25 protein-coding genes are annotated in these 23,308 nt (G+C 72.0%); 17 read left to right on the top strand and 8 right to left on the bottom strand.

Annotation, left to right across the window (positions count from 1 at the left end):
- The first annotated feature begins 113 nt into the window (after window positions 1–113).
- The 6 genes from ACWD5O_RS02325 (at window position 114) to ACWD5O_RS02300 (ending at window position 4,366) form a co-directional block, all read left to right on the top strand.
- Entirely contained in the window at window positions 114–734 is a 621-nt protein-coding gene (locus ACWD5O_RS02325; protein ID WP_450084391.1) for a DUF4178 domain-containing protein, read from the top strand.
- Window positions 735–826: 92 nt separating this feature from the next.
- Window positions 827–1,666, top strand: a complete 840-nt coding sequence (locus ACWD5O_RS02320) for a hypothetical protein (RefSeq protein ID WP_450084390.1) — start codon at window positions 827–829, stop codon at window positions 1,664–1,666.
- A gap of 72 nt (window positions 1,667–1,738) precedes the next feature.
- Complete coding sequence (locus ACWD5O_RS02315; RefSeq protein ID WP_450084389.1) at window positions 1,739–2,404, top strand: hypothetical protein; 666 nt, start codon at window positions 1,739–1,741, stop codon at window positions 2,402–2,404.
- Window positions 2,405–2,413: 9 nt separating this feature from the next.
- Entirely contained in the window at window positions 2,414–3,223 is an 810-nt protein-coding gene (locus ACWD5O_RS02310; RefSeq protein ID WP_450084388.1) for an SDR family NAD(P)-dependent oxidoreductase, read from the top strand.
- A gap of 168 nt (window positions 3,224–3,391) precedes the next feature.
- On the top strand, window positions 3,392–3,931 hold the full coding sequence (pyrE, locus tag ACWD5O_RS02305) for an orotate phosphoribosyltransferase (protein ID WP_354966470.1): 540 nt from the start codon (window positions 3,392–3,394) through the stop codon (window positions 3,929–3,931).
- 57 nt (window positions 3,932–3,988) lie between these two features.
- Window positions 3,989–4,366, top strand: a complete 378-nt coding sequence (locus ACWD5O_RS02300) for an ArsR/SmtB family transcription factor (RefSeq protein ID WP_007454255.1) — start codon at window positions 3,989–3,991, stop codon at window positions 4,364–4,366.
- A gap of 170 nt (window positions 4,367–4,536) precedes the next feature.
- Here the strand turns inward: ACWD5O_RS02300 and ACWD5O_RS02295 are convergent, their stop codons facing one another.
- Together ACWD5O_RS02295 and ACWD5O_RS02290 are read right to left on the bottom strand one after the other, a co-directional pair.
- Window positions 4,537–5,358, bottom strand: coding sequence for a DedA family protein (locus ACWD5O_RS02295; protein ID WP_354966471.1), 822 nt, complete (start codon window positions 5,356–5,358; stop codon window positions 4,537–4,539).
- Window positions 5,359–5,502: 144 nt separating this feature from the next.
- Window positions 5,503–7,095 carry an LPXTG cell wall anchor domain-containing protein gene (locus tag ACWD5O_RS02290; RefSeq protein WP_450084387.1) on the bottom strand — a complete coding sequence of 531 codons (1,593 nt, stop codon included), beginning with the start codon at window positions 7,093–7,095 and terminating at the stop codon, window positions 5,503–5,505.
- Between the two features lie 168 nt (window positions 7,096–7,263).
- On the opposite strand from ACWD5O_RS02290, the gene ACWD5O_RS02285 reads away from it, so the two are divergent.
- Both ACWD5O_RS02285 and ACWD5O_RS02280 read left to right on the top strand, forming a co-directional pair.
- Entirely contained in the window at window positions 7,264–7,743 is a 480-nt protein-coding gene (locus ACWD5O_RS02285; RefSeq protein ID WP_387324733.1) for a SigE family RNA polymerase sigma factor, read from the top strand.
- Window positions 7,744–7,745: 2 nt separating this feature from the next.
- The gene (locus ACWD5O_RS02280; protein ID WP_450084386.1) at window positions 7,746–8,810 is read left to right on the top strand and encodes an LCP family protein; all 1,065 of its coding nucleotides are present in this window, start codon (window positions 7,746–7,748) and stop codon (window positions 8,808–8,810) included.
- 1 nt (window position 8,811) lies between these two features.
- Here ACWD5O_RS02280 and ACWD5O_RS02275 read toward each other — a convergent pair whose 3' ends face one another.
- A complete protein-coding gene (locus ACWD5O_RS02275; protein WP_354966475.1) occupies window positions 8,812–9,024 on the bottom strand; it encodes a hypothetical protein in 213 nt (70 codons plus the stop codon).
- A gap of 121 nt (window positions 9,025–9,145) precedes the next feature.
- Here ACWD5O_RS02275 and ACWD5O_RS02270 point away from each other — a divergent pair, with 121 nt between their 5' ends.
- Both ACWD5O_RS02270 and fbaA read left to right on the top strand, forming a co-directional pair.
- Entirely contained in the window at window positions 9,146–9,529 is a 384-nt protein-coding gene (locus ACWD5O_RS02270; protein ID WP_450084385.1) for a phage holin family protein, read from the top strand.
- 162 nt (window positions 9,530–9,691) lie between these two features.
- Window positions 9,692–10,717 carry a class II fructose-bisphosphate aldolase gene (gene fbaA, locus ACWD5O_RS02265; protein WP_089018268.1) on the top strand — a complete coding sequence of 342 codons (1,026 nt, stop codon included), beginning with the start codon at window positions 9,692–9,694 and terminating at the stop codon, window positions 10,715–10,717.
- A gap of 52 nt (window positions 10,718–10,769) precedes the next feature.
- On the opposite strand, the gene ACWD5O_RS02260 is transcribed toward fbaA, so the two are convergent.
- Window positions 10,770–11,969, bottom strand: a complete 1,200-nt coding sequence (locus ACWD5O_RS02260; protein WP_450084384.1) for an LOG family protein — start codon at window positions 11,967–11,969, stop codon at window positions 10,770–10,772.
- A 248-nt stretch (window positions 11,970–12,217) separates the two neighbouring features.
- On the opposite strand from ACWD5O_RS02260, the gene ACWD5O_RS02255 reads away from it, so the two are divergent.
- On the top strand, window positions 12,218–12,646 hold the full coding sequence (locus ACWD5O_RS02255; RefSeq protein ID WP_354966478.1) for a DUF3151 domain-containing protein: 429 nt from the start codon (window positions 12,218–12,220) through the stop codon (window positions 12,644–12,646).
- A gap of 51 nt (window positions 12,647–12,697) precedes the next feature.
- Here the strand turns inward: ACWD5O_RS02255 and ACWD5O_RS02250 are convergent, their stop codons facing one another.
- Window positions 12,698–14,323, bottom strand: a complete 1,626-nt coding sequence (locus ACWD5O_RS02250) for a chromosome partitioning protein (protein WP_450084481.1) — start codon at window positions 14,321–14,323, stop codon at window positions 12,698–12,700.
- Window positions 14,324–14,528: 205 nt separating this feature from the next.
- On the opposite strand from ACWD5O_RS02250, the gene ACWD5O_RS02245 reads away from it, so the two are divergent.
- Window positions 14,529–15,005 carry a hypothetical protein gene (locus tag ACWD5O_RS02245; protein ID WP_450084488.1) on the top strand — a complete coding sequence of 159 codons (477 nt, stop codon included), beginning with the start codon at window positions 14,529–14,531 and terminating at the stop codon, window positions 15,003–15,005.
- A 340-nt stretch (window positions 15,006–15,345) separates the two neighbouring features.
- Here ACWD5O_RS02245 and ACWD5O_RS02240 read toward each other — a convergent pair whose 3' ends face one another.
- Complete coding sequence (locus tag ACWD5O_RS02240; RefSeq protein ID WP_450084383.1) at window positions 15,346–16,407, bottom strand: hypothetical protein; 1,062 nt, start codon at window positions 16,405–16,407, stop codon at window positions 15,346–15,348.
- Window positions 16,408–16,531: 124 nt separating this feature from the next.
- Here ACWD5O_RS02240 and ACWD5O_RS02235 point away from each other — a divergent pair, with 124 nt between their 5' ends.
- Complete coding sequence (locus ACWD5O_RS02235) at window positions 16,532–17,821, top strand: adenylosuccinate synthase (RefSeq protein WP_354966482.1); 1,290 nt, start codon at window positions 16,532–16,534, stop codon at window positions 17,819–17,821.
- Window positions 17,822–18,064: 243 nt separating this feature from the next.
- Here ACWD5O_RS02235 and ACWD5O_RS02230 read toward each other — a convergent pair whose 3' ends face one another.
- Window positions 18,065–18,358, bottom strand: coding sequence for a hypothetical protein (locus tag ACWD5O_RS02230; RefSeq protein ID WP_450084382.1), 294 nt, complete (start codon window positions 18,356–18,358; stop codon window positions 18,065–18,067).
- A gap of 289 nt (window positions 18,359–18,647) precedes the next feature.
- On the opposite strand from ACWD5O_RS02230, the gene ACWD5O_RS02225 reads away from it, so the two are divergent.
- From ACWD5O_RS02225 to ACWD5O_RS02210, 4 genes are all read left to right on the top strand, one after another.
- Complete coding sequence (locus ACWD5O_RS02225; protein ID WP_450084381.1) at window positions 18,648–18,929, top strand: DUF559 domain-containing protein; 282 nt, start codon at window positions 18,648–18,650, stop codon at window positions 18,927–18,929.
- Window positions 18,930–19,014: 85 nt separating this feature from the next.
- Complete coding sequence (gene purD, locus ACWD5O_RS02220) at window positions 19,015–20,265, top strand: phosphoribosylamine--glycine ligase (protein WP_450084380.1); 1,251 nt, start codon at window positions 19,015–19,017, stop codon at window positions 20,263–20,265.
- Window positions 20,266–20,316: 51 nt separating this feature from the next.
- Window positions 20,317–20,847, top strand: coding sequence for a SigE family RNA polymerase sigma factor (locus ACWD5O_RS02215; protein ID WP_450084379.1), 531 nt, complete (start codon window positions 20,317–20,319; stop codon window positions 20,845–20,847).
- A gap of 13 nt (window positions 20,848–20,860) precedes the next feature.
- Complete coding sequence (locus ACWD5O_RS02210) at window positions 20,861–21,685, top strand: hypothetical protein (RefSeq protein ID WP_450084378.1); 825 nt, start codon at window positions 20,861–20,863, stop codon at window positions 21,683–21,685.
- 6 nt (window positions 21,686–21,691) lie between these two features.
- Here ACWD5O_RS02210 and ACWD5O_RS02205 read toward each other — a convergent pair whose 3' ends face one another.
- Window positions 21,692–23,254, bottom strand: coding sequence for an AMP-binding protein (locus tag ACWD5O_RS02205; RefSeq protein ID WP_450084377.1), 1,563 nt, complete (start codon window positions 23,252–23,254; stop codon window positions 21,692–21,694).
- Window positions 23,255–23,308: the final 54 nt, after the last annotated feature.

Raw genomic sequence — 23,308 nt, 5'->3', positions numbered from 1 at the left:
ACGCGCGGCAACGCCCCGGCCGCCGTGAGTAGCTGAGCTTTCCGTCACGACGCGAGTCGCTTCGGTGTCGGGGGTTGTTACCGTCTGCGCCGACGTACCTGGGGAGGTGGTCGGTGGACGGGTCGGTGACGTACCTGGTGGCGGCGGTGGCCGTACTCGCGGTGGCCGTGTTCGTGATCATCGTGCGGGCCCGGCGACGGGCGGCGATCCGGCCCGGCGGTGCGGTGCCCGGCGGGCGGCCGCCGCGCGGCCGCGCGGCGGAGTCGCTGCGCGGCGGCCCGCACCGTCTGGCCCCCGGCGACCGCGTGCGGATCCGCGAGCGGGAGTACGCGGTGAGCGGCACGATCCGCCTGGTCGAGGGGGACTGGAGCTGGGTGCAGCACCTGCTCGACGACGCCTCCGGCACCCGCCACCGGTTGTCCGTGGAGGACGGCCCCGACCTGGAGTTGGTGCTCTGGACCGCCGAACCCGGCGCGACCGTCACCCCGGGCGCCCCGACCATCGGCCTCGGCGGGCGGCGCTACACCTGGGCCGAGACCGGGCAGGCGCGGTACACCGCCACCGGCGAGACCGGGCTGCCGGCGGCCGGGACGATGCGCTACCACGACTACGAGTCCGGCGGCGGCGCGCGACTCTCCTTCGAGGCGTACAGCGAAGAGGGCTGGCGGGTCGCCCGCGGCGACCTGCTCGACCCCGCCGAGCTGACGATTCGACCCACCACCGAAGAGCGCTGAGCCGGTCCCGACGGGCGCGCCGGGTTGGCCACGGCATGCCAGAGTGGCCAGTTGCCGATACGGTGTGGGCGCGATCTTAGGGAAGGAGAATCGTGGTCGATTCCCAGAGCACGCCGGCCCGCCAGCGGCCATCCATCGTGACGATTTCCAGCTACCTGCTCTTCCTGTTCCTGGCGTGCCAGGTGGTCAGTCTGATCCTCACCCTCGCCACCATCGGCAAGACCCGTGACGTGCTCCGCGAGGCGTACGAGGGCAGTTCCGCGAACGGTGCCGAGCAGGTGGCGGACTTCTTCTTCGCCTTCGGCATCGGCAGCAGCATCGTGCTGCTGCTGCTCGCGGTCGCCCTGGCCGTGCTGGCCCTGCTCAACAACCAGGGTCGCAACGGCGCCCGGATCACCACCTGGATCATCGGCGGCATCATGGTCTGCTGCGTGGGCGGCACCCTGCTCAGCGGGGCCGCCGGCAGCTTCACCACCGGCGGGGACACCGGCGGCGACATGCCGAGCGGCGAGGAGATCCAGCGCCGGCTGGACGAGGCGCTGCCCTCCTGGATCACCCCGGTCAGCCTCCTGCTCGGCGTGATCAGCCTGCTCGCGCTGCTCGCGGCGCTGATCCTGCTGGCGCTTCCGAAGGCCAACGAGTACTTCCGCAAGCCCACCGCGGGCTGGGAGCCGCCGACCCCGGGCGCCAGCTACCCGGGTTACCCGCAGGCGCCGGGCCAGCCCGGCTACCCGCAGGCCCCCGGACAGCCGGGCAACCCGTCGAGTGGCGAGCCGGGTTACCCGTCGACGCCGGGCCAGACGACCGGGTCGGAGCCGGCTTACCCGCCGCCGCCCGGCCCGTCGCCCTCGTCGGGCCCGTCCGGCACGGACCGACCGGACGACACGCCGCCGGCCGACCGTCCCGGGCCGACCCCGCCGTCGACGAGTTGACCGTTCGATAACCACGACGCCGACGATCCCTCCGAGTAGGTTGCAACCCGACGCCTACCGGAGGGATTCGTCGTGTCGTACCCGGAATCGGCACCGGCGCGCCGGCCGGCCGTGGTCCTGCTGGCCACGGCCGTGCTGCTGGTGATGGCGGTCGCCGCACTCGCGTACACCGTCATCGACCTGGCGGTGCTCGGCCGCACGGTCGACGCGTTCCGCTCCGCCGCCCGGGACACCTCGGCGAGTCCGCAGCAGGTCGACGATGTGGTGACCCTGCTGCGCGCGTCCGCGGCAGTCTCGGCGGTGGTGGCGGCGCTCTCCGCGCCGGTGCTCGCCGGTCTGGCCGTCGGGTTGCTGGCGGGTCGTGCCGGCGTCCGGGTGGCCACCTGGGTCGTCTGCGGGCTCGGCCTGCTCGCCGGCTGCTGCAGCGTGGCGGTGCTCATCGGTGAACGGGCCGCGCCGCTGCGGCTGGGTGCCGGCGAGCGAGCCACCGCCGAGTTGCTGGGCCTGATCGGTGATGCGTACCCGTCGTGGTGGATCCCGCTCAACGCCGGACTTTCGGTTGGACAGGGCCTCGGTTACCTTGTGGTAGCTACGCTGCTGGCCCTGCCGGCGGCCAACGCCTGGTTCGGTCGGCACCGTCCGACAACGCCTACCGTGCCGTCCGCTCCGCCCGGGTTCCCACCCGCCCCGCACCAGCCCCCGCCGGCGCAGACCGCGCCCCCGTACCCGCCCAGGTGAGGACCGCCCGTGACGCTCGACCCCGTGACCGCCGAGCGACGGGCCCTGATCACCGGCGCCACCGCCGGCATCGGCGCTGCGTTCACCCGCCGGCTGGCCGCTGACGGCTGGCACCTGGTGCTGGTCGCCCGGGACGCGGGCCGGTTGACCGAACTGGCCACCGAGCTGGGTGCCCGACACGGCCGCGAGGTCGAGACGATCTCGGCGGACCTGTCCACCGACGACGGCTGCGCCGTGGTGGAGCAGCGGCTCGCCGACGGCGGCCCCGTGCACCTGCTGGTCAACAACGCCGGGATCAGCCTCAACAAACCGTTCCTGCGCTCCTCTGCCGAGGACGAGGCCCGCCTGCTGCGGCTCAACGTGCACGCGGTCATGCGGCTGACCCTGGCGGCGCTGCGGCCGATGACCGAACGGCGCGATGGGGCAGTGATAAATGTCTCTTCGGTTGCCGGATTCGGCGCGGTGATGCCGGGATCGACCTACTCGGCCAGCAAGGCGTGGGTCACCAATTTCAGTGAGTCCGTCGGCCAGTCGGCACGGCCGTTCGGGGTCCGGGTGATGGCCCTCTGCCCCGGCTACACCCGTACGGAGTTCCATCAGCGGGCCGGCATCAACATGTCGAAGACGCCCGAGTGGATGTGGCTGCGGGCCGAGGATGTGGTCGACGAAGCCTTGCGTGACCTGGGCAAAGGCAAGTTGGTCAGCATTCCGGCGTGGAAGTACAAAGTGGCCGTTGCCGGTCTGCGGCACGCGCCGCGAAGGCTGCTCCAGGCGGTCGCCCGGGACACCCGCGGCAGGATCGGTCGAGACGAGCGCTGAGCACCCAGGGCCGCCCGGTCTCCCGGCGCCAGTGCCGGTACGTTGGCTCACCGCAATCGGGCCGATTGCTGAGCGTAGTCGGACATCGCCAACCATCTGTCCCCCAGCGGGCTGATCAGGGTGGACCCCACACGCGGCGTCCAGACTTGCGCAGTAACCTCTATCGCCATGGGGGACCACGACGACCTGCGTAAATTCATTACCGACCTGGCTGTGGTCCACGGACGGGTCGTGCTCTCCTCGGGGCGGGAGGCAGACTGGTACGTCGATCTGCGTCGCGTCACGCTCCATCACCGGGCCGCCCCGTTGGTCGGCCGGGTGCTGCTCGACCTCACCGCCGACTGGGAGTACGACGCCGTCGGCGGGCTCACCCTGGGCGCGGACCCCATCGCGCTCTCGATGCTGCACGCCGCTGCTCCGACCGGTCGGGCACTGGACGCTTTTGTGGTGCGCAAGGCGGGTAAGGCCCACGGTCTACAACGGCGCATCGAGGGACCGGAGGTGGTCGGCCGCCGAGTGTTGGCGGTGGAGGATACGTCCACGACAGGCGGAAGTGTGTTGACCGCGGTCGAGGCGCTTCGTGAGGCCGGGGCTGAAGTCGTGGGCGTGGCGGTTATTGTTGATCGAGGCGCCGGCGACGCGGTGCGAGCCGCCGGATTGCCGTACAGGGCGGCCTATACGTTGGCTGACCTCGGCCTTGTGGCGTAAAAGTTTGCCGATTCGGATCTGCTGATATGCAGGCGGATCGATGCTGCTGGTGGAAGGATGGAATACGTGGGAACTGCGTTGGCCGAAATGACTATGCCTCAGATCTCGCCGCTTGCCGGTGAGCCGATCGAACGTGCCGATGCCGAGCGTCTCGCGGGGGTCCTCAAGGCCCTTGCCGATCCCGCTCGGTTGCGGCTGCTCAGCCTGATCCAGTCGGCCCCTGAGGGCGAGGCGTGCGTCTGTGACCTGACGGCGCCGCTCGGCCTCTCTCAGCCGACGGTCAGTCACCACCTGCGTATCCTCACCGAGGCCGGCTTGCTGGAGCGGGAGAAGCGCGGTGTCTGGGCGTACTACCGGCTGGTCCCGAGTGCGATCGCGACGATCGCCGACCTGCTGACCCCGCCGCGTAAGCGGGCCACCAAGAAGGCCCGCTGAAGCAGGCGCTGCACGCCGTCCCGCGTCGGGATGGTGTTCGGTGGCGAGCCAGGGGTGGCGCCACCGCTCGGTGACGCCTGCTCGTCCCCGGCCGCACCGCCGGAGGCCGGGTCCGACATGCCGACGGCCGACCCCCTCACCAGGGGGCCGGCCGTCGTCGTACCCAGGGTTCAGCGCTCCTGCCCGTGCTCCGGACGCTGGCGGCCGTGCGGGTGCTCGTCGTGGTCGAACGTCTCGCGGACTGCTTCGACCGCGCCGACGGCGCTGGCCGCCGCGACCACCGCGACCGCCTCGCCACGCTTGCGTGCCCGCCGGTCGCGGAGGAACTCGAAGAAGATCGGCAGCACCGAGATCACGATGATCAGGGCCACCACCGGCAGGATGTAGTGGTCGATCTTGTCCCCGATGGCCTGGTAGATCTGCTCGGCCAGCAGGTAGCCGATCAGCAGGATGCCGTCCACCCACAGCACCGCGCCGACGATGTTCCAGAGCAGGAACTGCCGGGCCGGCATGCCGAGCGCGCCGGCGACCGGGTTGAGGAACGTCCGGACGATCGGGATGAAGCGGGCCAGCACCACGGCCTTCGCCGGGCCGAACTTCTGGAAGTAGTACTCCGCCTTCTCCACGTACTCCTTCTTGAAGAGCCGGGAGTTGGGCCGCTCGAACATCCGCCGGCCGTACCGCGCGCCGAGCCAGTGCCCCACCTGGGCGCCGACGATCGCGCAGATCGGACCGCCGATCAGCAGGCCGGCCAGGGAGAGCCGGGTGCCGTCGCCGAAGATGGCGTCCGCCACGGGCGAGGCGGCCACCCCGGCCAGGAACAGCAGCGAGTCGCCCGGGAAGAAAAAGCCCACCAGCAGGCCGGTCTCGGCGAAGAGGATCACCCAGACGCCGATCAGCCCGAAGGTCTGCAACAGCTCCTTGGGATCGAGCGGGTTCAGGGCGACGCTCTCCGCGAGCGTGCGGGTCTTCTCAGCTGTGTCCACGGCCACAAAGGGTACCGAAGACCGCGTCTCTTGCCGCGCCGGACCGTACCCACACCACCCGCTGGCGCATCCCCCCGAGGCGAAGGGTGTCGCAACGACGGTGCCCCGCCGACCGGGATGGTCGGCGGGGCACCGGTGGTGCGGGTTGGATCAGGCGACGAAGCGGGTCCGGCGGCGCTTGGCCACCAGGTAGCCGCCGACGCCCGCGGCGAGCAGCAGCGCGCCGATGCCAGCGATCAGGCCGGTGGACTGGCCGGTGATCGGCAGCGCGCCACCGTCGTCACCACCCTGGCCGCCGCTGCCATCCTGGTCGCCCTGGTCGCCCTGGTCGCCGGACGCGTTCACCAGGATCTTGGCGGTGTCGTTGGCCGGCTTCAGGTCGGCGTAGAAGCCGCCCTCGCACTCGCACGGGACGTTGACCTTCACCGCGCCGGTGGCGTTGGCGATGACCTTGTCGATACGGAACTTGAACTCGCCGGTCAGTTCCTGGCCGGCCGGGGCGAACGGCCCGGGGTAGCAGCGGTATTCGGCAGCGCCGGGAGTCCCGGCGTCCTCCCACTCCGCGTCCTCACCGGTACGCGGGGCGCACTCGGCCGGCACCTCCACCGCGGTGGTGCCGGTCGGCACCGTGACGTCGACGAAGGTGACGTCGGTTTCGGTGCGGATGTACTCCAGGGTGGCCGGGCCGTTGTTGCGGAAACCAAGGGCGGCGGTCACCACCGCACCCTTGGCGCCGGTGAACTTGGCGCCGACGGCCTCCAGGTCCGTACCGTTCTTGCCGGTGACCTCCACCCGCAGCGCACTGTGGTTGTTGCTCGGGTCGGTGTCCGTCTGCATGGCGCGGGCGCGGCTCGCACCCGGGGCCTGGGTCAGCGACAAGGTCTTGCCCGTACCCAGGCGGGCCGCCTTGGCACCGGCCTCCTCGCGGACGCCGGCGAAGTCCTCGAAGTCTCCCGTGGTCATGAACCAGATGTCGCCGAACTCGGTGCTCGGTGCGTAGGTGTCCTTGGCCAGCTCGTAGTTCAGGGTCGTCGTAGCGCCCTCACCGACCGGAATCTTCTCGTCGAACTCGCAGGCGAACAGGAAGTCCTCGGCGTAGTAGCAGTTGTCGAACCGCTCCTTGGTCCGGATGCCGTAGTCGTTGTCGAACAACGCCACCACACCCTCGATGTCGGTCTTGCCGACGTTGCGGACAGTCAGCGGGGCCTGGAACGCGGCACCGGGCGCTGCCTTGACCTGGGTTTCGGGTCCGCCCGCCAGGTCGACGCCCTCGCCGACGCGGATGCGGGAGACGTAGTTGGCGACGTCCTTGCCGGCGGTCTGGAGGCTGACCTTCAGCTCCCCGGCGTCGCCGGTAGCCGCTTTGTCGGTCGGGGCGATGATGACGTCCCCGAGGAATCCCCCGTACAGTTCGTCGACGACCACCGGGAAAGGTTCCGTGCAGACCAGCACTCCGGCATCGTCGGCGGAGCAGTCGTTGCCCGTGTCGCCGGCCAAGGTGATCTTGTCGGCCAGTGAGCGGTAGTCGTAGCGGACGGTGACCTCGTTGAGGACGGTCGGCTCAGAGCCGAACAGCTTCGGCCCCCGGACGACGCCGGGCGAGTCGGCCGCGACGGTGACGTCCTGGAAGTAGAGGTCGAATTCGGCAGCCGGATCGGCGATGGCCGGACTGGCGGAGGCGGCGACGAACGCGCCTGCTACGCCCAGTCCGGCGAGCCAGCGCCGGGTGGAGTGGGTGAGCATGAGGGGGTTCCTCCAGTGGGGGATTCAGGTGGAGCCTGCGGATCTTAAGGAATGGCTAAGGTTGGCCGCCGCCCCGAATGCCAAGACCGGCCGAAAGGTTGATCGGCGTCACCGCAACGTTCGATCGCCCCGCTCCCGTCATCTGAGGGAGGAGCCCCGGGAGGTGCAGTGACGTACGAGGAGTTCGCGGACACGCGACTGGCCCCGCTGCTGCGGTACGCGGTGATGCTCACCGGCGATCCGCACCAGGCGCAGGACCTGGTGCAGGAGACGATGGTCCGGGTCCAGCTCAACTGGCGACGGGTCGCCCGAGCGGACTCACCCGAGCGCTACGTGCGCCGGATGCTCACCAACCAGTACGTCGACTGGAAGCGCGGTTCCTGGATGCGCCGGGTGCTGCTGCGCGGGGAGCCCGATGAGGCGCTGGCGGCACCCGTCGACCACGCCCAGTCCGCCGTCGACCGGGACCAGATCTGGTCCTGGCTGTCCCGGCTGCCGCGCCGGCAACGGGCCACCCTGGTGCTGCGCTACTACGAGGACCTGCCCGACGCCGAGATCGCCGACATCCTCGGCTGCGCCGTCGGGACCGTACGTTCGTCCATCTCCCGGGCCCTGGCCACGCTCCGGGCCGAGTACGTGGAGGCGTGAACATGATCGAGGATGACCTGCGTGCCGCCTTCGCCCGGCACGAACCGATGACCCCGCCGACCGGTCCGCTGCGGGCCACGATCGACCGCCTGGTGACCCGGCGGCGGCGTCGTCGCCGCCGGTGGCAGGCCGGCAGTGCGGCGTTGGCGCTGCTCGGTGTACTGGGGATCGGGGTGCCCCTGCTGACTCCGGAGCGCGCCGGACCGCCGCCCGCCGCCGATCTGATCGGCGAGTCCGGTCGGCCGGTGCCGACGGGCGCGCTGAACATCCTGCTGCTCGGCCTCGACGGCGACGGGCGGGAGGTGTCGCGAACTGACGCGATGCTGTTGGTGCACATCCCGGCCGACCACAGTCGTCCGTACCTGATCTCGCTGCCGCGTGACCTGGGGGTGCCGATGCCGGGCTACGGCACCAACAAGTTGAACGCCGCGTTTCCGTTCGGTGCCGGATTCACCCGGCCGGAGATGACCAAGGGTTACGAGTTGACTCGGCGTACGGTGACCGAGTTGACCGGGATCCGGGTGGACGCTGGTGTGGTGCTGACGTACCCCACCGTGCGCGCGCTGACCGACGCCGTGGGCGGAGTGCCGGTCTGTCTGCCCGAGCGGGTGCTCTCCGTCCACACGAAGCGGGTCTTCCCGGCGGGCTGTCAGCGTCTCGGCGGCGCCGCGTCGGTCGACCTGCTCCGCCAGCGCTACGGTCTGCCCGAGGGCGGCCACGACCGGGACCGGAACGCCCGGCTCTTCGCTGCCGGTCTGGTCCGCCAGGCCATCGACCAGGGCGTGCTCACCGATCCGGTACGCCTCACCAGACTGCTGGCCGCCGTCGGCCCGGACCTCGTGGTGTCACCCGACCGGGCCGCCGTGCTGGACCTGCTGCGGCTCGTCCCCGCGCTGCGATCGGTCGAGCCGGTCGGGCTCAGCCTGCCGGTCGTCGAGCCGACAGGGCAGGACCGGTACCTGCGCCTCAACCCGAAGCTCGCCCCGGAGTTCCTGACCGCGCTGCGGGAGGACCGGCTCGACGAATGGACGGCCCGTCACCCGAAGCTGGTCGACGCCGGCCGCTGATTCAGCGGTAGTCGTCCTCGTCCCCGGTGACCACCCGGGCCTGCTCCATCGCGTCCCAGTCGTCGACCTCCAGGCCGCGGTGCGGCTCGCCGTCGACGTCGGCGGGGCCGACCACCGCGGCCTGCTCGACCGCGTCGGCCGGCTCCGCCTCGGGGTCGCGTTCGTCCGGGGCGAGGTGGTCGCCGGGGGTGAAGTCCTCATCGGGCTGACCCATCGTTCCTCCCGGGGGCTCGGTGCACGGTTCCCACCCACCGTACGGGCTGTGCCGGCGCCGCGCGGAAGTCGAGTCGGTCGAATCACCCATGGGCGGCGCGGCCCGGTGCCAGGATGGGGGCGTGGGCTTCCTCATCCGGCTGGCGATCACCGCGGTCGCGTTGTGGGTGACCACGCTGATCGTGCCCGGGGTCGAGGTGCACGGACGCTCGGGTGGCAACACCGTGCTCACGCTGATCGTGGTCGCGCTGATCTTCGGCGTGACCAACGCGGTGCTCAAACCGGTGATCAAGGTCGTCGGTTGCGTGTTCTACCTGCTGACCCTGGGCCTGTTCGCGCTGGTGGTCAACGCGCTGCTGTTCCTGCTCACCGACCGGATCGCCCGCGGGCTCGACCTGCCGTTCCAGGTGGACGGTTTCTGGGCGGCGTTCTGGGGCGCCATCGTGATGACCGTGGTCACCTGGCTGATCAGCGTCATCGTGCCGGACCGCCTGGGCAACCGGTGACCGGATCCCTTGCCACCGCCCGACGGGTGGGCCAGGGCCGGGTCGGTTGTTTCGGCGCACCTCACCTACGGGATACTGCCGGGCGGAGGACAGCGCGGTCCGGCGCACCCGTGAACAACAGCGGCCAGCACGGCCGAGAGTGGTAAGTAAGGAGCGTTCGATATGCCCATCGCTTCCCCCGAGGCTTACGCGGAGATGCTGGACCGCGCCAAGGCTGGCCGGTACGCGTACCCCGCGATCAATGTCACCTCCTCCCAGACGCTGAACGCGGCGCTCAAGGGCTTCGCCGACGCGGAGAGCGACGGCATCATCCAGGTCTCGACCGGTGGCGCCGAGTACCTGTCCGGCCCCTCGATCAAGGACATGGTCACCGGCGCGGTGGCGTTCGCCGCGTACGCGCACGAGGTGGCCAAGAAGTACCCGGTCAACATCGCGCTGCACACCGACCACTGCCCGAAGGACAAGCTGGACGGCTTCGTCCGGCCGCTGATGGGCATCTCGCAGGAGCGGGTCAAGCGGGGCGAGCAGCCGCTGTACCAGTCGCACATGTGGGACGGCTCGGCCGTGCCGGTGGCGGAGAACCTGCAGATCGCCTCCCAGCTCCTCGACGAGGCCGCCAAGGGCAAGATCGTCCTTGAGATCGAGGTCGGCGTCGTCGGTGGCGAGGAAGATGGCGTCGAGAACGCCATCAACGACAAGCTCTACACCACCGTCGAGGATGGCCTGGCCATGGTCGAGGCGCTCGGCCTCGGCGAGAAGGGCCGCTACATGGCGGCCCTGACCTTCGGCAACGTGCACGGCGTCTACAAGCCGGGCAACGTCAAGCTCCGGCCGGAGATCCTCAAGCAGATCCAGGACGCGGTCGGCGCGAAGTACGGCAAGGACAAGCCGCTCAGCCTGGTCTTCCATGGCGGCTCGGGCTCCCTGCTGAGCGAGATCCGCGAGGCGCTGGACTACGGCGTGGTGAAGATGAACATCGACACCGACACCCAGTACGCCTTCACCCGGCCCGTCGCGGACCACATGCTCCGCAACTACGACGGCGTGCTGAAGATCGACGGCGAGGTCGGCAACAAGAAGCAGTACGACCCGCGTACCTGGGGCAAGGCCGCCGAGGCCGGCCTGGCCGCCCGGGTCGTCGAGGCGTGCGAGCACCTGCGCTCCACCGGCACCACGATGTCCAAGTAACGACGTCCCACCGACGGCCGGCCCCCTCGGGGAGCCGGCCGTCGTCGTTTCGTCAGGCGGACGCGGTGAGCAGGCGGACGGCCTCGCGGACGTCGTCGGTCAGGTGGATCGTCGACGACAGGTCGCCGAACGGGGACGCGGCCAGCAGCGGGCGCAACAGCGCCTCCACCGGCAGCTCCCGGGTCCAGTACGCCTGGTCGAGGAAGACGTAGGCGCCGCTGACACCGTCGGTGCCGTAGTAGGTCTTGGTCGCCGCCTGGAACACCTCCTGCACCGTGCCCGCCCGCCCGGGGGCGAACACGATGCCACCCCGGGCGAGCCGCAGGATGGTGTCCTCCCGGATCGCGTTCGAGAAGTACTTGGCGATCCGCCCCGCGAACAGGTTCGCCGGCTCATGCCCGTACAGCCAGGTCGGGATGGCCAGCCCGCCGGCCCGCGCCCATCCCGCGTCGGCGCCGCGCTGCCGGGGCACGCCCGCGTACCGCTGCCGGACCGTCAGCGCCACGGCGGTGTACCGCTGGTGGTCGGTGAAGTCGGGCGCGGTGGCCAGCAGGTCGATCGCCCCGGTCAACTCCGCCGCCGGCTGGTCCGCCAGGTGGGCGCCGAGGTTCGCCGCCTCCATCACCCCGGGACCGCCGCCGGTCACCACCAGCCGGTCGGCCCGGGCCAGCTCCCAACCCAGCACGGCCGCCATCCGGTACGCCGGGCTGCCGCGCCGCACCGCGTGCCCGCCCATGATGCCCACCACCGACTGCGGCCCGTGCTCGGCCAGCCAGGCCCGGGTGGCGTCGGTCAGCGCGTTGTCCACGCCGTGGTCGTGCAGACGCTGACCGAGCGCCTCCTTGACGTCCGGCAGCGCGCCGCCGTGCGCCCGGTAGTGCTCATACACGCGGGTGTCGTACATCCCGGTGAACCCGCCCTCGGCGAACCCGGCGGCCAGCTCCTCCGGGGTGTAGAGGTGCGCCGGTTGGGTCGGGTACGGCAGCCCGGAGAACGGCGGCACGACGTTCGCCCCACGCCGGACCAGGTCGGCGCCGACCTCCCGGGAGGCGAACCGGCAGCCGACGAAGAGGGTGCCGGTGACCTCGACGCCGGTCAGGTCGGGCACCGGGGCCAGGTCGAGGCGGAGCCCCTGCACGGTCAGGCCGGTCAGGCGGCCGGTGGCCAGCTGCTGGTCGAACTCGTCGCGGGTCTGGACCTCGTTGACGTGCAGGTGCGGCTCGATGATGTCCGCGGGAGGTGGGGTCGGCACCCGGCCATCCTGCCCGTCCGCCGGGACCAGCCAAACCCCGGGCCGGGGCGGAACCGACAGGAGCCCGGCGGCCGTGGCCACCGGGCTCCTGCGTAACCGGGTCCTGGGGAGGCTCCGGACCATTAGTTGTAGTGGAAAACACCTGGCGGCGGCATAGGCCGCAGGCGTGACCAACTCCTCAGCCGTTCAGCGGAGCACGTCGGCCGACCCGCTCGCGTGTCGCCCTGTCCAGCGGGTTGAATGGGACGATGCAGAACCTGTTGCCAGAGCCACCGGCCACCCTCCTACCCGCGAACCACGAGGCCGACGCAGCCCTGGCCGCCGCCGAACAGGCAGCCAGCGACCAGGCGTACGCCGAGGTGGCGGCCCGATTCCCGACCTACAGCGCCGCCTGGGCCGAGCTCGCGGCCCGGTCGTTCGCGCAGGGCCAGGTGGTGACGGCGTACGCCTACGCGCGCACCGGCTACCACCGGGGCCTGGACCAGCTGCGCCGCAGCGGCTGGAAGGGCCACGGCCCGGTGCCGTGGTCGCACGAGCCGAACCAGGGCTTCCTCCGCTGCCTGTACGTGCTCTCCCGGGCCGCCGACGAGATCGGCGAGGCCGACGAGGCGGCCCGCTGCGCCCAGTTCCTCCGCGACTGTGACCCGGCGGCGGCGGACGCGCTGGCCAGCAACTGACACCCGACCCGACGGCCGGTCCGGCACACGTCCGTGCCGGCCGTCGGCGGGCTACAGACCCTCGGCGACCGCGGCGGCGATCTTGAGCCAGGCGTCCCGGGTGGCCGAGGAGAGCCCCCCGTACCGGATCGGCTCGCCGCTGTCGATGAGCCGCTCGTACGGCGCCAGCAGCACCGCCCTGGTCCGGGCCGCGAAGTGCTCCTGGATGGCCGGCAGGTCGATCTCCTTGCGGGACGGTGGCATCGACACCACCGTGACCGCCTGCCGGACCAGCCGTTGCCGGCCGCTCTGCTCGAGGTGGTCGAGCATCCGGGCGGCCGTCTCCGCCGAGTCGTTACGGGCGGACATGGTGACGACCAGTTGGTCGGTGGCGTCCATCGAGGCCTGCCAGTTCTGCGCCCGGACGTTGTTCCCGGTGTCCACGAAGATCAGCTTGTAGAACCGGCTGACCACCTCGCGGATCTCGGCGAACGCGGCCGCGGTGAGCATCTCGCCGCCGGTGGCCGACTCGTCCGAGGCGAGCACGTCGAACATCCCCTCGCCCTGTGAGCGGACGTACTGCGACAGATCGCCGACCCGCCCGTGGGCGCCCTGGAACTGCCCGAGGTCGCGCAGCATGTCGCGCACCGTGCGGGAGTGGAAGTCCTGTTGGGCCCGCATCCCGAGAGTGCCCTGGGTCTCGTTGTTGTCCCAGGCCAGCACGTAGCCGCCGCGCTTCTGGCCGAACGTCATCGCGAGCAGCAGGATGGCCACGGTCTTTCCGGCGCCGCCCTTGGGATTGACCACGGTCACCTGCCGCAGCCCGCCGAAGTTGCGGCGCACCATCTCGATGTCCCGCTTGAGCTCCTGCTCGTGCCGCCCGGGAGCCAGCCGGAGCAGCCCCATCTTGTTGACCACCGCGCGGACGCCCATCGTGGCCACCGGATCGGCCGGCCGTACCTGTCGGCGCCGGGCGAAGTCCTCCGCGGTCGGCGCCGCGGTGGTCTCCGGCTCCCAGGTGGCGTCCGGATAACCGGTGGCCGGCACCCGGGTCACCCCGGCGGCCTCCTGATACGACTGTGGCTGCGCTGGGGGTGCTCCGGGGGCGCTCTGCTGCCAGGGTGGCGGATACCAGCCCGGCGACGGCGGGAACGGCCCCGGAGGCGGGGCCACCGGGCCAGCCTGCTGCGGCGCCGGGCTGCCGTGCGGCGGCTCGGCGAACTGTGTCGGGCCGGGCGGGGGCGGGATCGGTGCCGGGCCGGCCTGACCGGGGATCGCCGGCGGGTACGCCTGGCCGGGATACGTCTGGCCGGGTTGCGCCTGGCCGGGGTGCGTCTGACCGGGGTACGTCTGGCCGGGCCCGGCGTTCGGGGCGGCCGGGTGCGGTGGCGGGGGGACGGGAGGCACGGGGACCGGCGGCGTTCCGGCGGTCGCCTCGTCGTGGGCCGTCCCGGTCGCGCCGGCCGGCCGCTGCGGCGGATACGCCCAGGGCGACTCGGTCGCCGCCCGTGCCGTTCCGGCAGATCCGTCCTCACCGGTGCCGGCCCGGCTCGCCGCCGGCCCAGCCGTGGTGGGGTCCGCGGTCGCGACTTCGTGTGCTGCCGGTGCGACCGGATCCGGGCCGGCGGCGGGCGCGGCGGACGCCGCCGGGCGGTCCAGGGAGAACGGCAGGGCCAGGTCGACGCCACCCGGCACGATCGGCGGGGCCGGGACGGCGACCGGACCCGGATTGTCGGCCCGCTCCGGTGCCGTTCCCGACGCGGAAGACTCCGACCCGGGCAGAGTGGCTGCCTGCGGCGCGGGACCGGCTGCCTGCGGAGTGGCGCTGGCTGCCTCGGGCGCGGGGCTGGGTGCCTGCGGCGTGAGGCTGGCTGCCTGTGGCGCGGGGCCGGGTGCCTGCGGAGTGGCGCTGGCTGCCTCGGGCGTGGGGCTGGGTGCCGCAGACGCGTTGCCTGCCGGCCCGCGCGGGCTGTTCGTGGCCGTCAGCGCGGTGCTCGGTGTCGCGGCGTTGGCCGGGTCACCGTTGTCGCCGGGTGTGTCGGTGCTGCTGCTCGCGGGCCCGGTCGAGCCGGTCTCCGAACCAGCGGCACCGACCGCCGCGCCGGTCGCCGGGGCAGGGCCGGTCGATGGGGCAGGGCTGGTAGCCGGGGGAGGGCCGGTCGATGGGGCCGGGCCGGTCGTCGGGGTGCTGGGCGCGGCACCGGTGGTCGACGGCGTCGGTCGGGCGTCGTCAGCCGTCCCGCCGGGAGCGTCGGGGGTCGGTGGGTCGGCCGGCGGTGGCCAACTCGGCCGGGCCGGGGCCCAGCCCGACGCGGCGCCGGAGGGGCCGGTGACGCCCCAGCCGCCGGGCGCCGGCACGGCACCCGTGAGCGACGGATAGTTGGACGGTGACGGTGGAGTCCGCGCCGCTGCCCCGGGCTGCCCGGGTACCGGAGGACGGCCCATCGGCGGCGCGGCCACAGGTGGCGGCACGGTCGACGGCGGTGCGGCCGACGGCGGGCCACCTCGCTGCTCGGAGATCGACGCCCATGGCGGTGCCGCGGTATCCGCTCCCGGGTCGGCCGGATCCGGTGGCCAGAGTGGTTCGATGTCCCGCTCCGGCACCGGCTGCTGGCCGGGCAGCTGTGCCCGGTCGGCGTTCTCGTCCATTACGGTTCCTCCCCAGTCCTCCTGCGAGGATAGGCCCACCGGCCGACGAGGGTCGGTCGGCGCAGCCGGGGTCAGATCGCCCAGACCGCCCAGGCACCCGGTTCGATCCACCAGGACCGCTTCCGGGTCAGCTCGCCTTCGACACCGTCGTCGAGGTAGGGCACCGTTCCCTCCCGGGGCAGCACCGACACCGCCCGCCCGCGAGCACGCCGCACCTCCAGGCGTACCCGCTTCCTGCCCAGCGCCGAGCGGCCGACCACCGGCACGGCCACCGCGACCTCGACCTGGCCGTCGGCCGGGTCCGGCGCGGCCAGCAGCGTCACGTCGTCGAGCATCGCGTACCCACCGGCGTTACCGATCGCACAGGCCAGCAGCAGTTCGTCACCGTCGGTGAGGACGGTGTCGTCCACCTCGACCCGGGCCCGCCAGTGCAGCGGCCGGCCGGCGTCGTCGGCGGCGCCGAACAGGGCGCCGTCCAGGGTCACCGAGCCGCCGTCGTTGCGCAGCAGATCCAGCCGGCGCGGCGTGCCGTCCAGCACCGCGGCGGCCACCGCAGCGGGGTCGCGGGGCAGCCCGAGCTGCGCGGCCAGGTCCCGGTGGGTGCCGCCGCGCGCCGGGTCGAGCGGGAGTACGGCAACCGGGGGCAGGTCGGGCAGGGTTCGATCGGCGGGCAGGTCCGCCGGGCGGCGGCTCGGCGCTGGCGCGTACCGCCGGACCAGCCGGCGCAGCACGGCGCGCAACTGCCCGTCGCTGGCCGTGGCGACGACCAGCCGGGTCTTGCCGTCCGGGTCCGGCCAGGTGAGGCCGTCCGGGCGCGGCGGACCGTCGAGACGGGACAGCGCCTCGTCGATCTCGGCGTCCGAACGCGCGGTGACCGTCTGCACCCGGGCGCCCCGGGCGGTCAGGGCGTCGGCGCAGGCCAGCACCGGCACCCGGGGCCGCTCGGTGGCGCACCCGTCCGCATCGCCCCGCGCCCCACCGCCGTCACCCGTCGTGTCACCGCCGGTCGTGTCACCGCCGGTTACCGGGTCGGTGTCGGCTCCGGTCGCACCGCCGCAGCAGGTCCCGCCGCTGCCGCACGCCCCGGAAGCGTCCCGCTCCGAACCGAGGGTGAGCAGCACCACGTCGTACACCGAAGGAGCCTCCTGCCTCTCGCCGCGACCCCTGCCGGCCGCGCCGTCACTACTTGTTAACCTGACACCCCGGGCTCGCCAACCGGTCGCCACCTGGCACCCGAGCCTTCTGGAGGCGGAAAAGATGCCAGCGATCGTGCTCCTCGGCGCTCAGTGGGGCGACGAGGGCAAGGGCAAGGTTACCGACCTGCTGGGTGAGCGGGTCGACTACGTCGTGCGCTACTCCGGTGGCAACAACGCGGGCCACACGGTGATCACCCCGGACGGCCAGAAGTACGCACTGCACCTGATGCCCTCCGGCGCGCTCTCGCCGAGCGCGATGATCGTCATCGGCAACGGCGTGGTGGTCGACCCGAAGGTGCTGCTCACCGAGATCGACGGGCTGGCCGAGCGGGGCGTGGACGTGTCCCGGTTGCGGATCTCCGGCGACGCGCACCTGATCATGCCGCACCACCGGGCGCTGGACCGGGTGATCGAGCGGTACCTCGGCTCGTCCCGGATCGGCACCACCGGCCGGGGTATCGGCCCGGCGTACGGCGACAAGGTGGCCCGGATCGGCATCCGGCTCCAGGACCTGCTCGACCCGGGCATCCTGCGCAAGAAGCTGGAACTCGCGCTGCGCGAGAAGAACCAGATCCTCTTCAAGGTCTACAACCGCAAGGCGATCGACCTCGAGGCGACCGTCGAGGAGTACCTGGGATACGCGGAGCGGCTCAAGCCGTACATCGCGGAGACCCGGGCGATGCTCTGGGACGCGCTGGACCGGCACGAGACGGTGCTGCTCGAGGGCGCCCAGGCCACCATGCTCGACATGGACCACGGCACGTACCCCTTCGTGACGTCATCCAACCCGACGGCCGGTGGCGCCTGCGTGGGTGCTGGCATCCCGCCGACCGCGATCAGCAAGGTGATCGCGGTGAGCAAGGCGTACACCACCCGGGTCGGCGCGGGCCCGTTCCCGACCGAACTGTTCGACGCCAGCGGCGAGCACCTTCGCAAGATCGGCGCGGAGTACGGCACGACCACCGGGCGGGAACGCCGGTGCGGGTGGTTCGACGCGGTGGTCGCCCGGTACGCCTGCCGCCTCAACGGCGTCACCGACCTGGTCATCACCAAGCTGGACGTGCTCACCGGGCTGCCCAAGGTGCCGATCTGCGTCGGCTACGAGATCAACGGCGTCCGGGTCGACGACATGCCGATGAGCCAGACGGACTTTCACCACGCCACGCCCGTGTACGAGGAGCTCGACGGCTGGTGGGAAGACATCACGAAGGCCCGCACCGCTGACGAACTGCCGGAGAACGCCCGCCGCTACATCGCCCGCGTAGAGGAACTCTGCAACACCAGAGTCAGCGTCGTAGGCGTAGGCCCCGGCCGCGACGAAAACGTCCTCCTCCACCCCCTCCTCCCCTAACCCCACCCCGGCCCCCCGGCCTCTCACCCCGCTGATCAAGAGGTTTGCGTCAGGATCCGGCTCCAAACTGACGCGAACCTCTTGGTCAACTGTGTGGGAACTGGTTCTCCACAGGGTTGTGGGGGTTATCCACAGGGGCTTTGGTGGGGTGGGGTGCGTGGGCAGAGTGGGGCGGTGGGACCACACCAGCTTCTTCGCGACGTCGCGGCCGGGCAGGATGGGATGGTCACCCTGGCGCAAGCGTTACGCGCCGGCCTGACCAGGGATCAGGTCCGACAGCTTTGCCGATCCGGCAGGTGGCAACGCCTCGTCCGGAGCTGTTTCGTGCCGACCGCCGAGTTGAGTGACGCGGCATTGCACCGGGCGCGGGTTCGGGCAGCGGTGACAAGCCTTGGCCCAGGTGCCTTCGCTGTCTTCGACACCGCACTGGAGCTGTACGGCATCGCGGGTCTTCGCCGGGCTTCGCAGGTTCACGTCTCGGTTGCGATTGACCGGCCACGACCCCAGCGCGCTTTGGCGCCGTGGCTCGTCGTGCACCAGTTGACCGTCGGTCCCGGCGACATCACCGTGGTCGCGGGTGTCCGTGCCACCTCTCCGCTCCGGACCGTCTCCGACGTCATTCTCCAAGTCGATCGTTACCCAGCGGTCTCTGTCCTCGACTCAGCGCTGAACCAGGGCCGGCTCACCTCAGCGCAACTGGCGATGATCCCGAGCCTGATTTGCGGCCGGCGGGGTGCGGTCGCGGCGCGGGTCTGTCTGGCAGAGGCGGACGGGCGGGCGCAGTCGCCGCTGGAGACCCGTACCCGACTCCGCTGCGTCGACGGCAGTGCCGCCCGACGCGTTGCAGCTAGAGATCCGCGACGTCGACGGCTATCTGCTCGGAATCGGCGACCTCGGCTGGCGCGCCCCGCGGGTGATCGCAGAGGCCGACGGCCGGGACGCGCACGCCTCGCCGCAGGCGGCCTTCGCCGACCGCCGCCGTCAGAACCGCCTGGTCAACGCCGGTTGGACCGTCCTCCGCTTCACCTGGTCGGACACCCTCCAGCCGGACTACATCCCCTGGGCGGTCCGCCAAGCCCTCGCCGCCGCCCGCTCTCGTCGATCATGAGGTTGGCGGCTCAGTGGATCGCCAAAGGGCCCGCCAACCCCATGATCAACGGGGGTGGGGGTGGGGGACAGTAGGATCCTGGGTCGTGCGGGTTCTTCTGGTGGGTGGTGGGGGTCGGGAGCATGCGCTCGCGCTCGGGTTGGCCAACGATTCGGCCGTTACGGCGCTGATCGCGGCGCCGGGCAATCCGGGGATCGCCAGCGTGGCCGAGTTGCGGGCGGTGACTCCGACCGACCCGGCCGCGGTGGCCGCGCTGGCCGTGGAGACCGCGGCGGACCTGGTGGTGATCGGGCCGGAGGCGCCGCTGGTCGCCGGGGTCGCCGACGCGGTACGCGCCAAGGGCATCGCCGTGTTCGGGCCGTCGGCCGAGGCTGCCCGGCTGGAGGGTTCCAAGACGTTCGCCAAGGACGTGATGACCGCCGCCGGTGTCCCGACCGCGCGGGCCTACACCTGCACGGATGACGAGAGCACCGGACGGGCGCTGGACGAGTTCGGCGCGCCGTACGTGGTGAAGGACGACGGGCTCGCCGCCGGTAAGGGCGTGGTGGTTACCGACGACCGGTCCGTCGCCCTGGCGCACGCCCGCGAGTGTGGCCGGGTCGTGGTCGAGGAGTTCCTAGACGGGCCGGAGGTCAGCCTCTTCGTGGTGACCGACGGCGAGGCGGCGCTGCCGCTGCTGCCCGCGCAGGACTTCAAGCGGATCGGCGACGGTGACACCGGGTCGAACACCGGCGGCATGGGCGCGTACGCGCCGCTGCCCTGGGCCTCGCCCGGCCTGGTCGACGAGGTCATGCGCGACGTGGTCCACCCCACCCTGGCCGAGTTGCGCCGCCGCGGCACCCCGTTCGGCGGCTTGCTCTACGTCGGGCTCGCGATGACCGCCGCGGGCCCCCGGGTGATCGAGTTCAACGCCCGGTTCGGCGATCCGGAGACCCAGGTGGTGCTGGCGCTGCTGGAGACGCCGTTGGGCGGGCTGCTGCAGGCGGCGGCCACCGGCACGCTGGCCGGGCACCCGCCGCTGCGCTGGCGGTCCGGCGCCGCGGTCACCGTAGTGCTCGCGGCCGAGGGCTATCCGGCCGCGCCGCGTACCGGCGACGTGATCACCGGCGCGGACCGGCCGGGCATCATTCACGCCGGCACCGCCCGCCGGGCCGACGACGGGGCCCTGGTCTCCGCTGGTGGCCGGGTGCTCTGCGGTACGGCCACCGGCACCGACCTGGCCGCCGCACGGGCTGCCGCGTACGCCCTGGTGGACGGGGTGGAGCTGGCCGGCTCGCAGCACCGCACCGACATCGCCGCCGCTGCAATCGACGGCCGGATCAGAATTCCCGGCTGATTCGGGCAACCCTCGCCCGTCCCGCCTCCGTTTGAACCGTGAGGCGAGGAGGTGGCTGGATTGCCGGCCGACATCGAGGGTTACCGCGAGTACGTGGGTGCGCGGCTGGAGCCGCTGCGCCGCACCGCGTACCTGCTCTGCGGTGACTGGCACACGGCCGACGACCTCGTGTCGGCGACGCTGGTGAAGCTGCTCCGGCACTGGCGCCGTGTGTCCGGGATGGACAGTCCGGACGCATACGTCCGCCGTACCCTCCTGCGGGTCTGGTTGGACGAGCGGCGCCGGCCCTGGCGGCGGGAGGCCGCCTGGGCGGAGGTGCCGGACCGTCCGGCGACGGGCGGCGGCACCGAGGGCACGGCGGACCGGCTGACCATCCTCGCCCTGCTGGCCGAGCTGCCACCACGCCGGCGCGCGGTCCTCGTGCTGCGCTACTTCTGCGACCTGTCCGTCGAGGAGACCGCGCGCGAACTGGGCTGTACCCCGGGCACCGTCAAGAGCCAGTCGGCGCGGGCGATCGAGGCGCTGCGGGGGCGCCTCGTCGGTGCGTCGGAGCGAGCCGAGGAGGCAGGCACCGATGGATGAACTCTCCGACCAGATGCGCGCGGCGGTGGCGTCGTCGCCGCCCACCGGAATCGACGTCGACCGGCTGATCGCCGACGACCGGCAGGACCGCCGCCACCGTGCTTGGGCGATGGCGGGTACGGGGACGGCGGTTGTCGCGCTCGCGCTGACATCGGCACTGGTGGTCGGGCCGGTTCCGGACACTCTGAAGCTGCCGGGCGGCTCACCGTCCGCCGGCCCGTCGCTCTGTGCGGAATGGAAACGGCCGTCCAATCGGCCCGAACCGCCACTTCAGACGTACGACACGGTGCGCGCCCGCCCGACCGAGCCCCCCGACGAGGGCGTGGCCCGGCTGACCGGCGTGCTGCGACGGGCCCTGGAGGAGCACCTGCCGGCCGGGCTGACAATCACCAATCGGCAGCCCACCTGTGACCTGGTCCAGTTCCGCTACTCCCCGAGCACGCCGTCCTACGGGACCAGCCCGGAAGTCAGGAGGGGAGAGCAGGTCGAGGATCTGTCCGTGACGCTGGGCCCGGCGGGTGTCGACGAGCCGCGGGGATGCGATGCCGTGACGGATGGCAGCAGCTGCACGAGCACCCGTCTTGCGGATGGCAGCCTTCTCACTACCAGCACAGCGCTGAATCCGATGCACAAGGGGGTGGACCAGCGTTCGGCGCAGGTGTGGCGAACCGACGGCACCCACGTGTTGGTGAGCACCAGCAACTTCCTGACCATGGTCGAGAACCTCGACAAGAATCCCGACGGTCCCCGCTCGCTGGATCCCGCCCCGCCGCGGTTGATCAGCATGGAGCAGTTGACGGCCATCGCCACCACGCCCGGCCTGACGCTCTATCCCTGACCGGGCTCAGCCGTAGTAGCGGCGCAGTTCGCGGCTGACCACCTTGCCGGTGGCGTTGCGCGGCAGGTACTTCACGAAGATCACATCACGGGGTACGGAGAAGCGGGCCAGGTAGTGCCGGACGTACTCGCGGACCGCCTCGGGGTCGAGCGTCTCGCCGGGGTGCAGGGCGAGGAAAGCGGCGAGCCGCTGGCCGTACTCCGGGTCGGGCACTCCGATCACCGCGGCCTCACGAACCTGCGGCAGCCGGGCGAGCAGGTCCTCCACCTCGGAGGGAAAGACGTTCTCACCACCGGAGACGATCATGTCGTCCGCGCGGCCGTCGACGAAGAGCAGGCCGTCGGCGTTGACCCGGCCGAGGTCGCCCGTGTCGAGCAGGCCGTCGTGGGTCTCCCGGGTCGCGCCTGACGTGTACCCCTCGAACAGCATCTCGTTGCCGACGAGGATCCGGCCGACCCGGCCGCCGGGCACCGGCTCGCCGTTGTCGTCGAGGATCTCCAACCGGGTGCCGTGCGGGGGGCGGCCGGCGGTGGTGGGTGCCTCCCGCAGGTCGGCCGGCCCGGCGATGGAGGCCCAGGAGACCTCGGTCGAGCCGTACAGGTTGTAGAGCACGTCGCCGTAGGCGTCCATGAACGCCGGGGCGAGCCCGCCGGGCAGCGCCGAGCCGCTGACCGCGACCACCTTCAGCGCGGGCCGCGGGTCCGGTGCTGGCACCTCCAGCAGCCGTTGGAGCATCACCGGTACGGCGAAGAGGGCGTCACACCCGTGCGCGGCGAGCGCCGCCAGCGCGGCGGCCGGGTCGAAGCGGCGGTGCAGCACGATGGTGGCCCGCAGCGCGAAGGACACCTGCAGCGCCGCGTATCCCCAGGTGTGGAAGATCGGTGCGGCGATCATGACCGTGTCCCGGGTGTGCAGCGGGATCCGGTCGATGATGGACAGCAGTGGGCCGAAGCCGTTCGGGGTGGGCCGGCGGGCGCCCTTGGGCGAGCCGGTGGTGCCGGAGGTCAGCACGATGATCCGGCCGTCGCGCTCCGGTGGGCGCAGCTCGCCCGGCAGTGCCCCGGCGATCAGCTCCGCGTGGGCGCGCTCGTCGACCCGGTGCAGCTCGGCCGGGAGCCCGAGGACCAGCTCGGCGAACTCGTCGTCGTGCACCAGCACCCGCAGTCGTTGCTCCTCGGCGACGGTGGCCAGTTGCGCGGCGGACAGGCCGGTGTTGACCAGGACCGAGTCCACGCCGAGCAGGGTCGCGGCCACGATCGTCTCGATGAGGCCGTGATGGTTGCGGCAGAGCAGACCGATCCGGTCGCCGGCCTGTACGCCGAGCGCGGCGCGCAGCGCGCGGGCCAGCCGCTCGGCCCGGTCGAGCAGCTCCTGATAGGTCAGCTGGGTGCCGTGCTCGTCGAGCACCGCCGGCCGGCCGGGGTCCCGGGCGGCGGCTTGGCGCAGCTCACCGGCGAGGCTCCAGCCCCAGGTGCGCAGGGCGTTGAGCTGTGCGGCGACGCGGATGGGTCGGCCGGGGGTGAGCAGGCCGCGTCGGGTCAGCGTGGCGACGACGAACGGCAGGTCCATGCCCTTGGGCCTCCTTCAGTGGTGCACGGATGGGCCCCCGGAGGGGCCCATCCT

The sequence above is a fragment of the Micromonospora sp. NPDC005161 genome (assembly GCF_053599855.1).
This window is presented reverse-complemented; position numbering and strand designations above follow the sequence as displayed.

Bases quoted from the DNA above. Each gene is read 5' to 3' on its own strand.
- pyrE (WP_354966470.1), top strand. From the start codon at position 3,392: ATGGGGGACCACGACGACCTGCGTAAATTCATTACCGACCTGGCTGTG.
- ACWD5O_RS02300 (WP_007454255.1), top strand. From the start codon at position 3,989: ATGGAATACGTGGGAACTGCGTTGGCCGAAATGACTATGCCTCAGATC.
- ACWD5O_RS02290 (WP_450084387.1), bottom strand. From the start codon at position 7,095: ATGCTCACCCACTCCACCCGGCGCTGGCTCGCCGGACTGGGCGTAGCA.
- ACWD5O_RS02280 (WP_450084386.1), top strand. From the start codon at position 7,746: ATGATCGAGGATGACCTGCGTGCCGCCTTCGCCCGGCACGAACCGATG.
- ACWD5O_RS02275 (WP_354966475.1), bottom strand. From the start codon at position 9,024: ATGGGTCAGCCCGATGAGGACTTCACCCCCGGCGACCACCTCGCCCCG.
- fbaA (WP_089018268.1), top strand. From the start codon at position 9,692: ATGCCCATCGCTTCCCCCGAGGCTTACGCGGAGATGCTGGACCGCGCC.
- ACWD5O_RS02255 (WP_354966478.1), top strand. From the start codon at position 12,218: ATGCAGAACCTGTTGCCAGAGCCACCGGCCACCCTCCTACCCGCGAAC.
- ACWD5O_RS02235 (WP_354966482.1), top strand. From the start codon at position 16,532: ATGCCAGCGATCGTGCTCCTCGGCGCTCAGTGGGGCGACGAGGGCAAG.
- ACWD5O_RS02210 (WP_450084378.1), top strand. From the start codon at position 20,861: ATGCGCGCGGCGGTGGCGTCGTCGCCGCCCACCGGAATCGACGTCGAC.
- ACWD5O_RS02205 (WP_450084377.1), bottom strand. From the start codon at position 23,254: ATGGACCTGCCGTTCGTCGTCGCCACGCTGACCCGACGCGGCCTGCTC.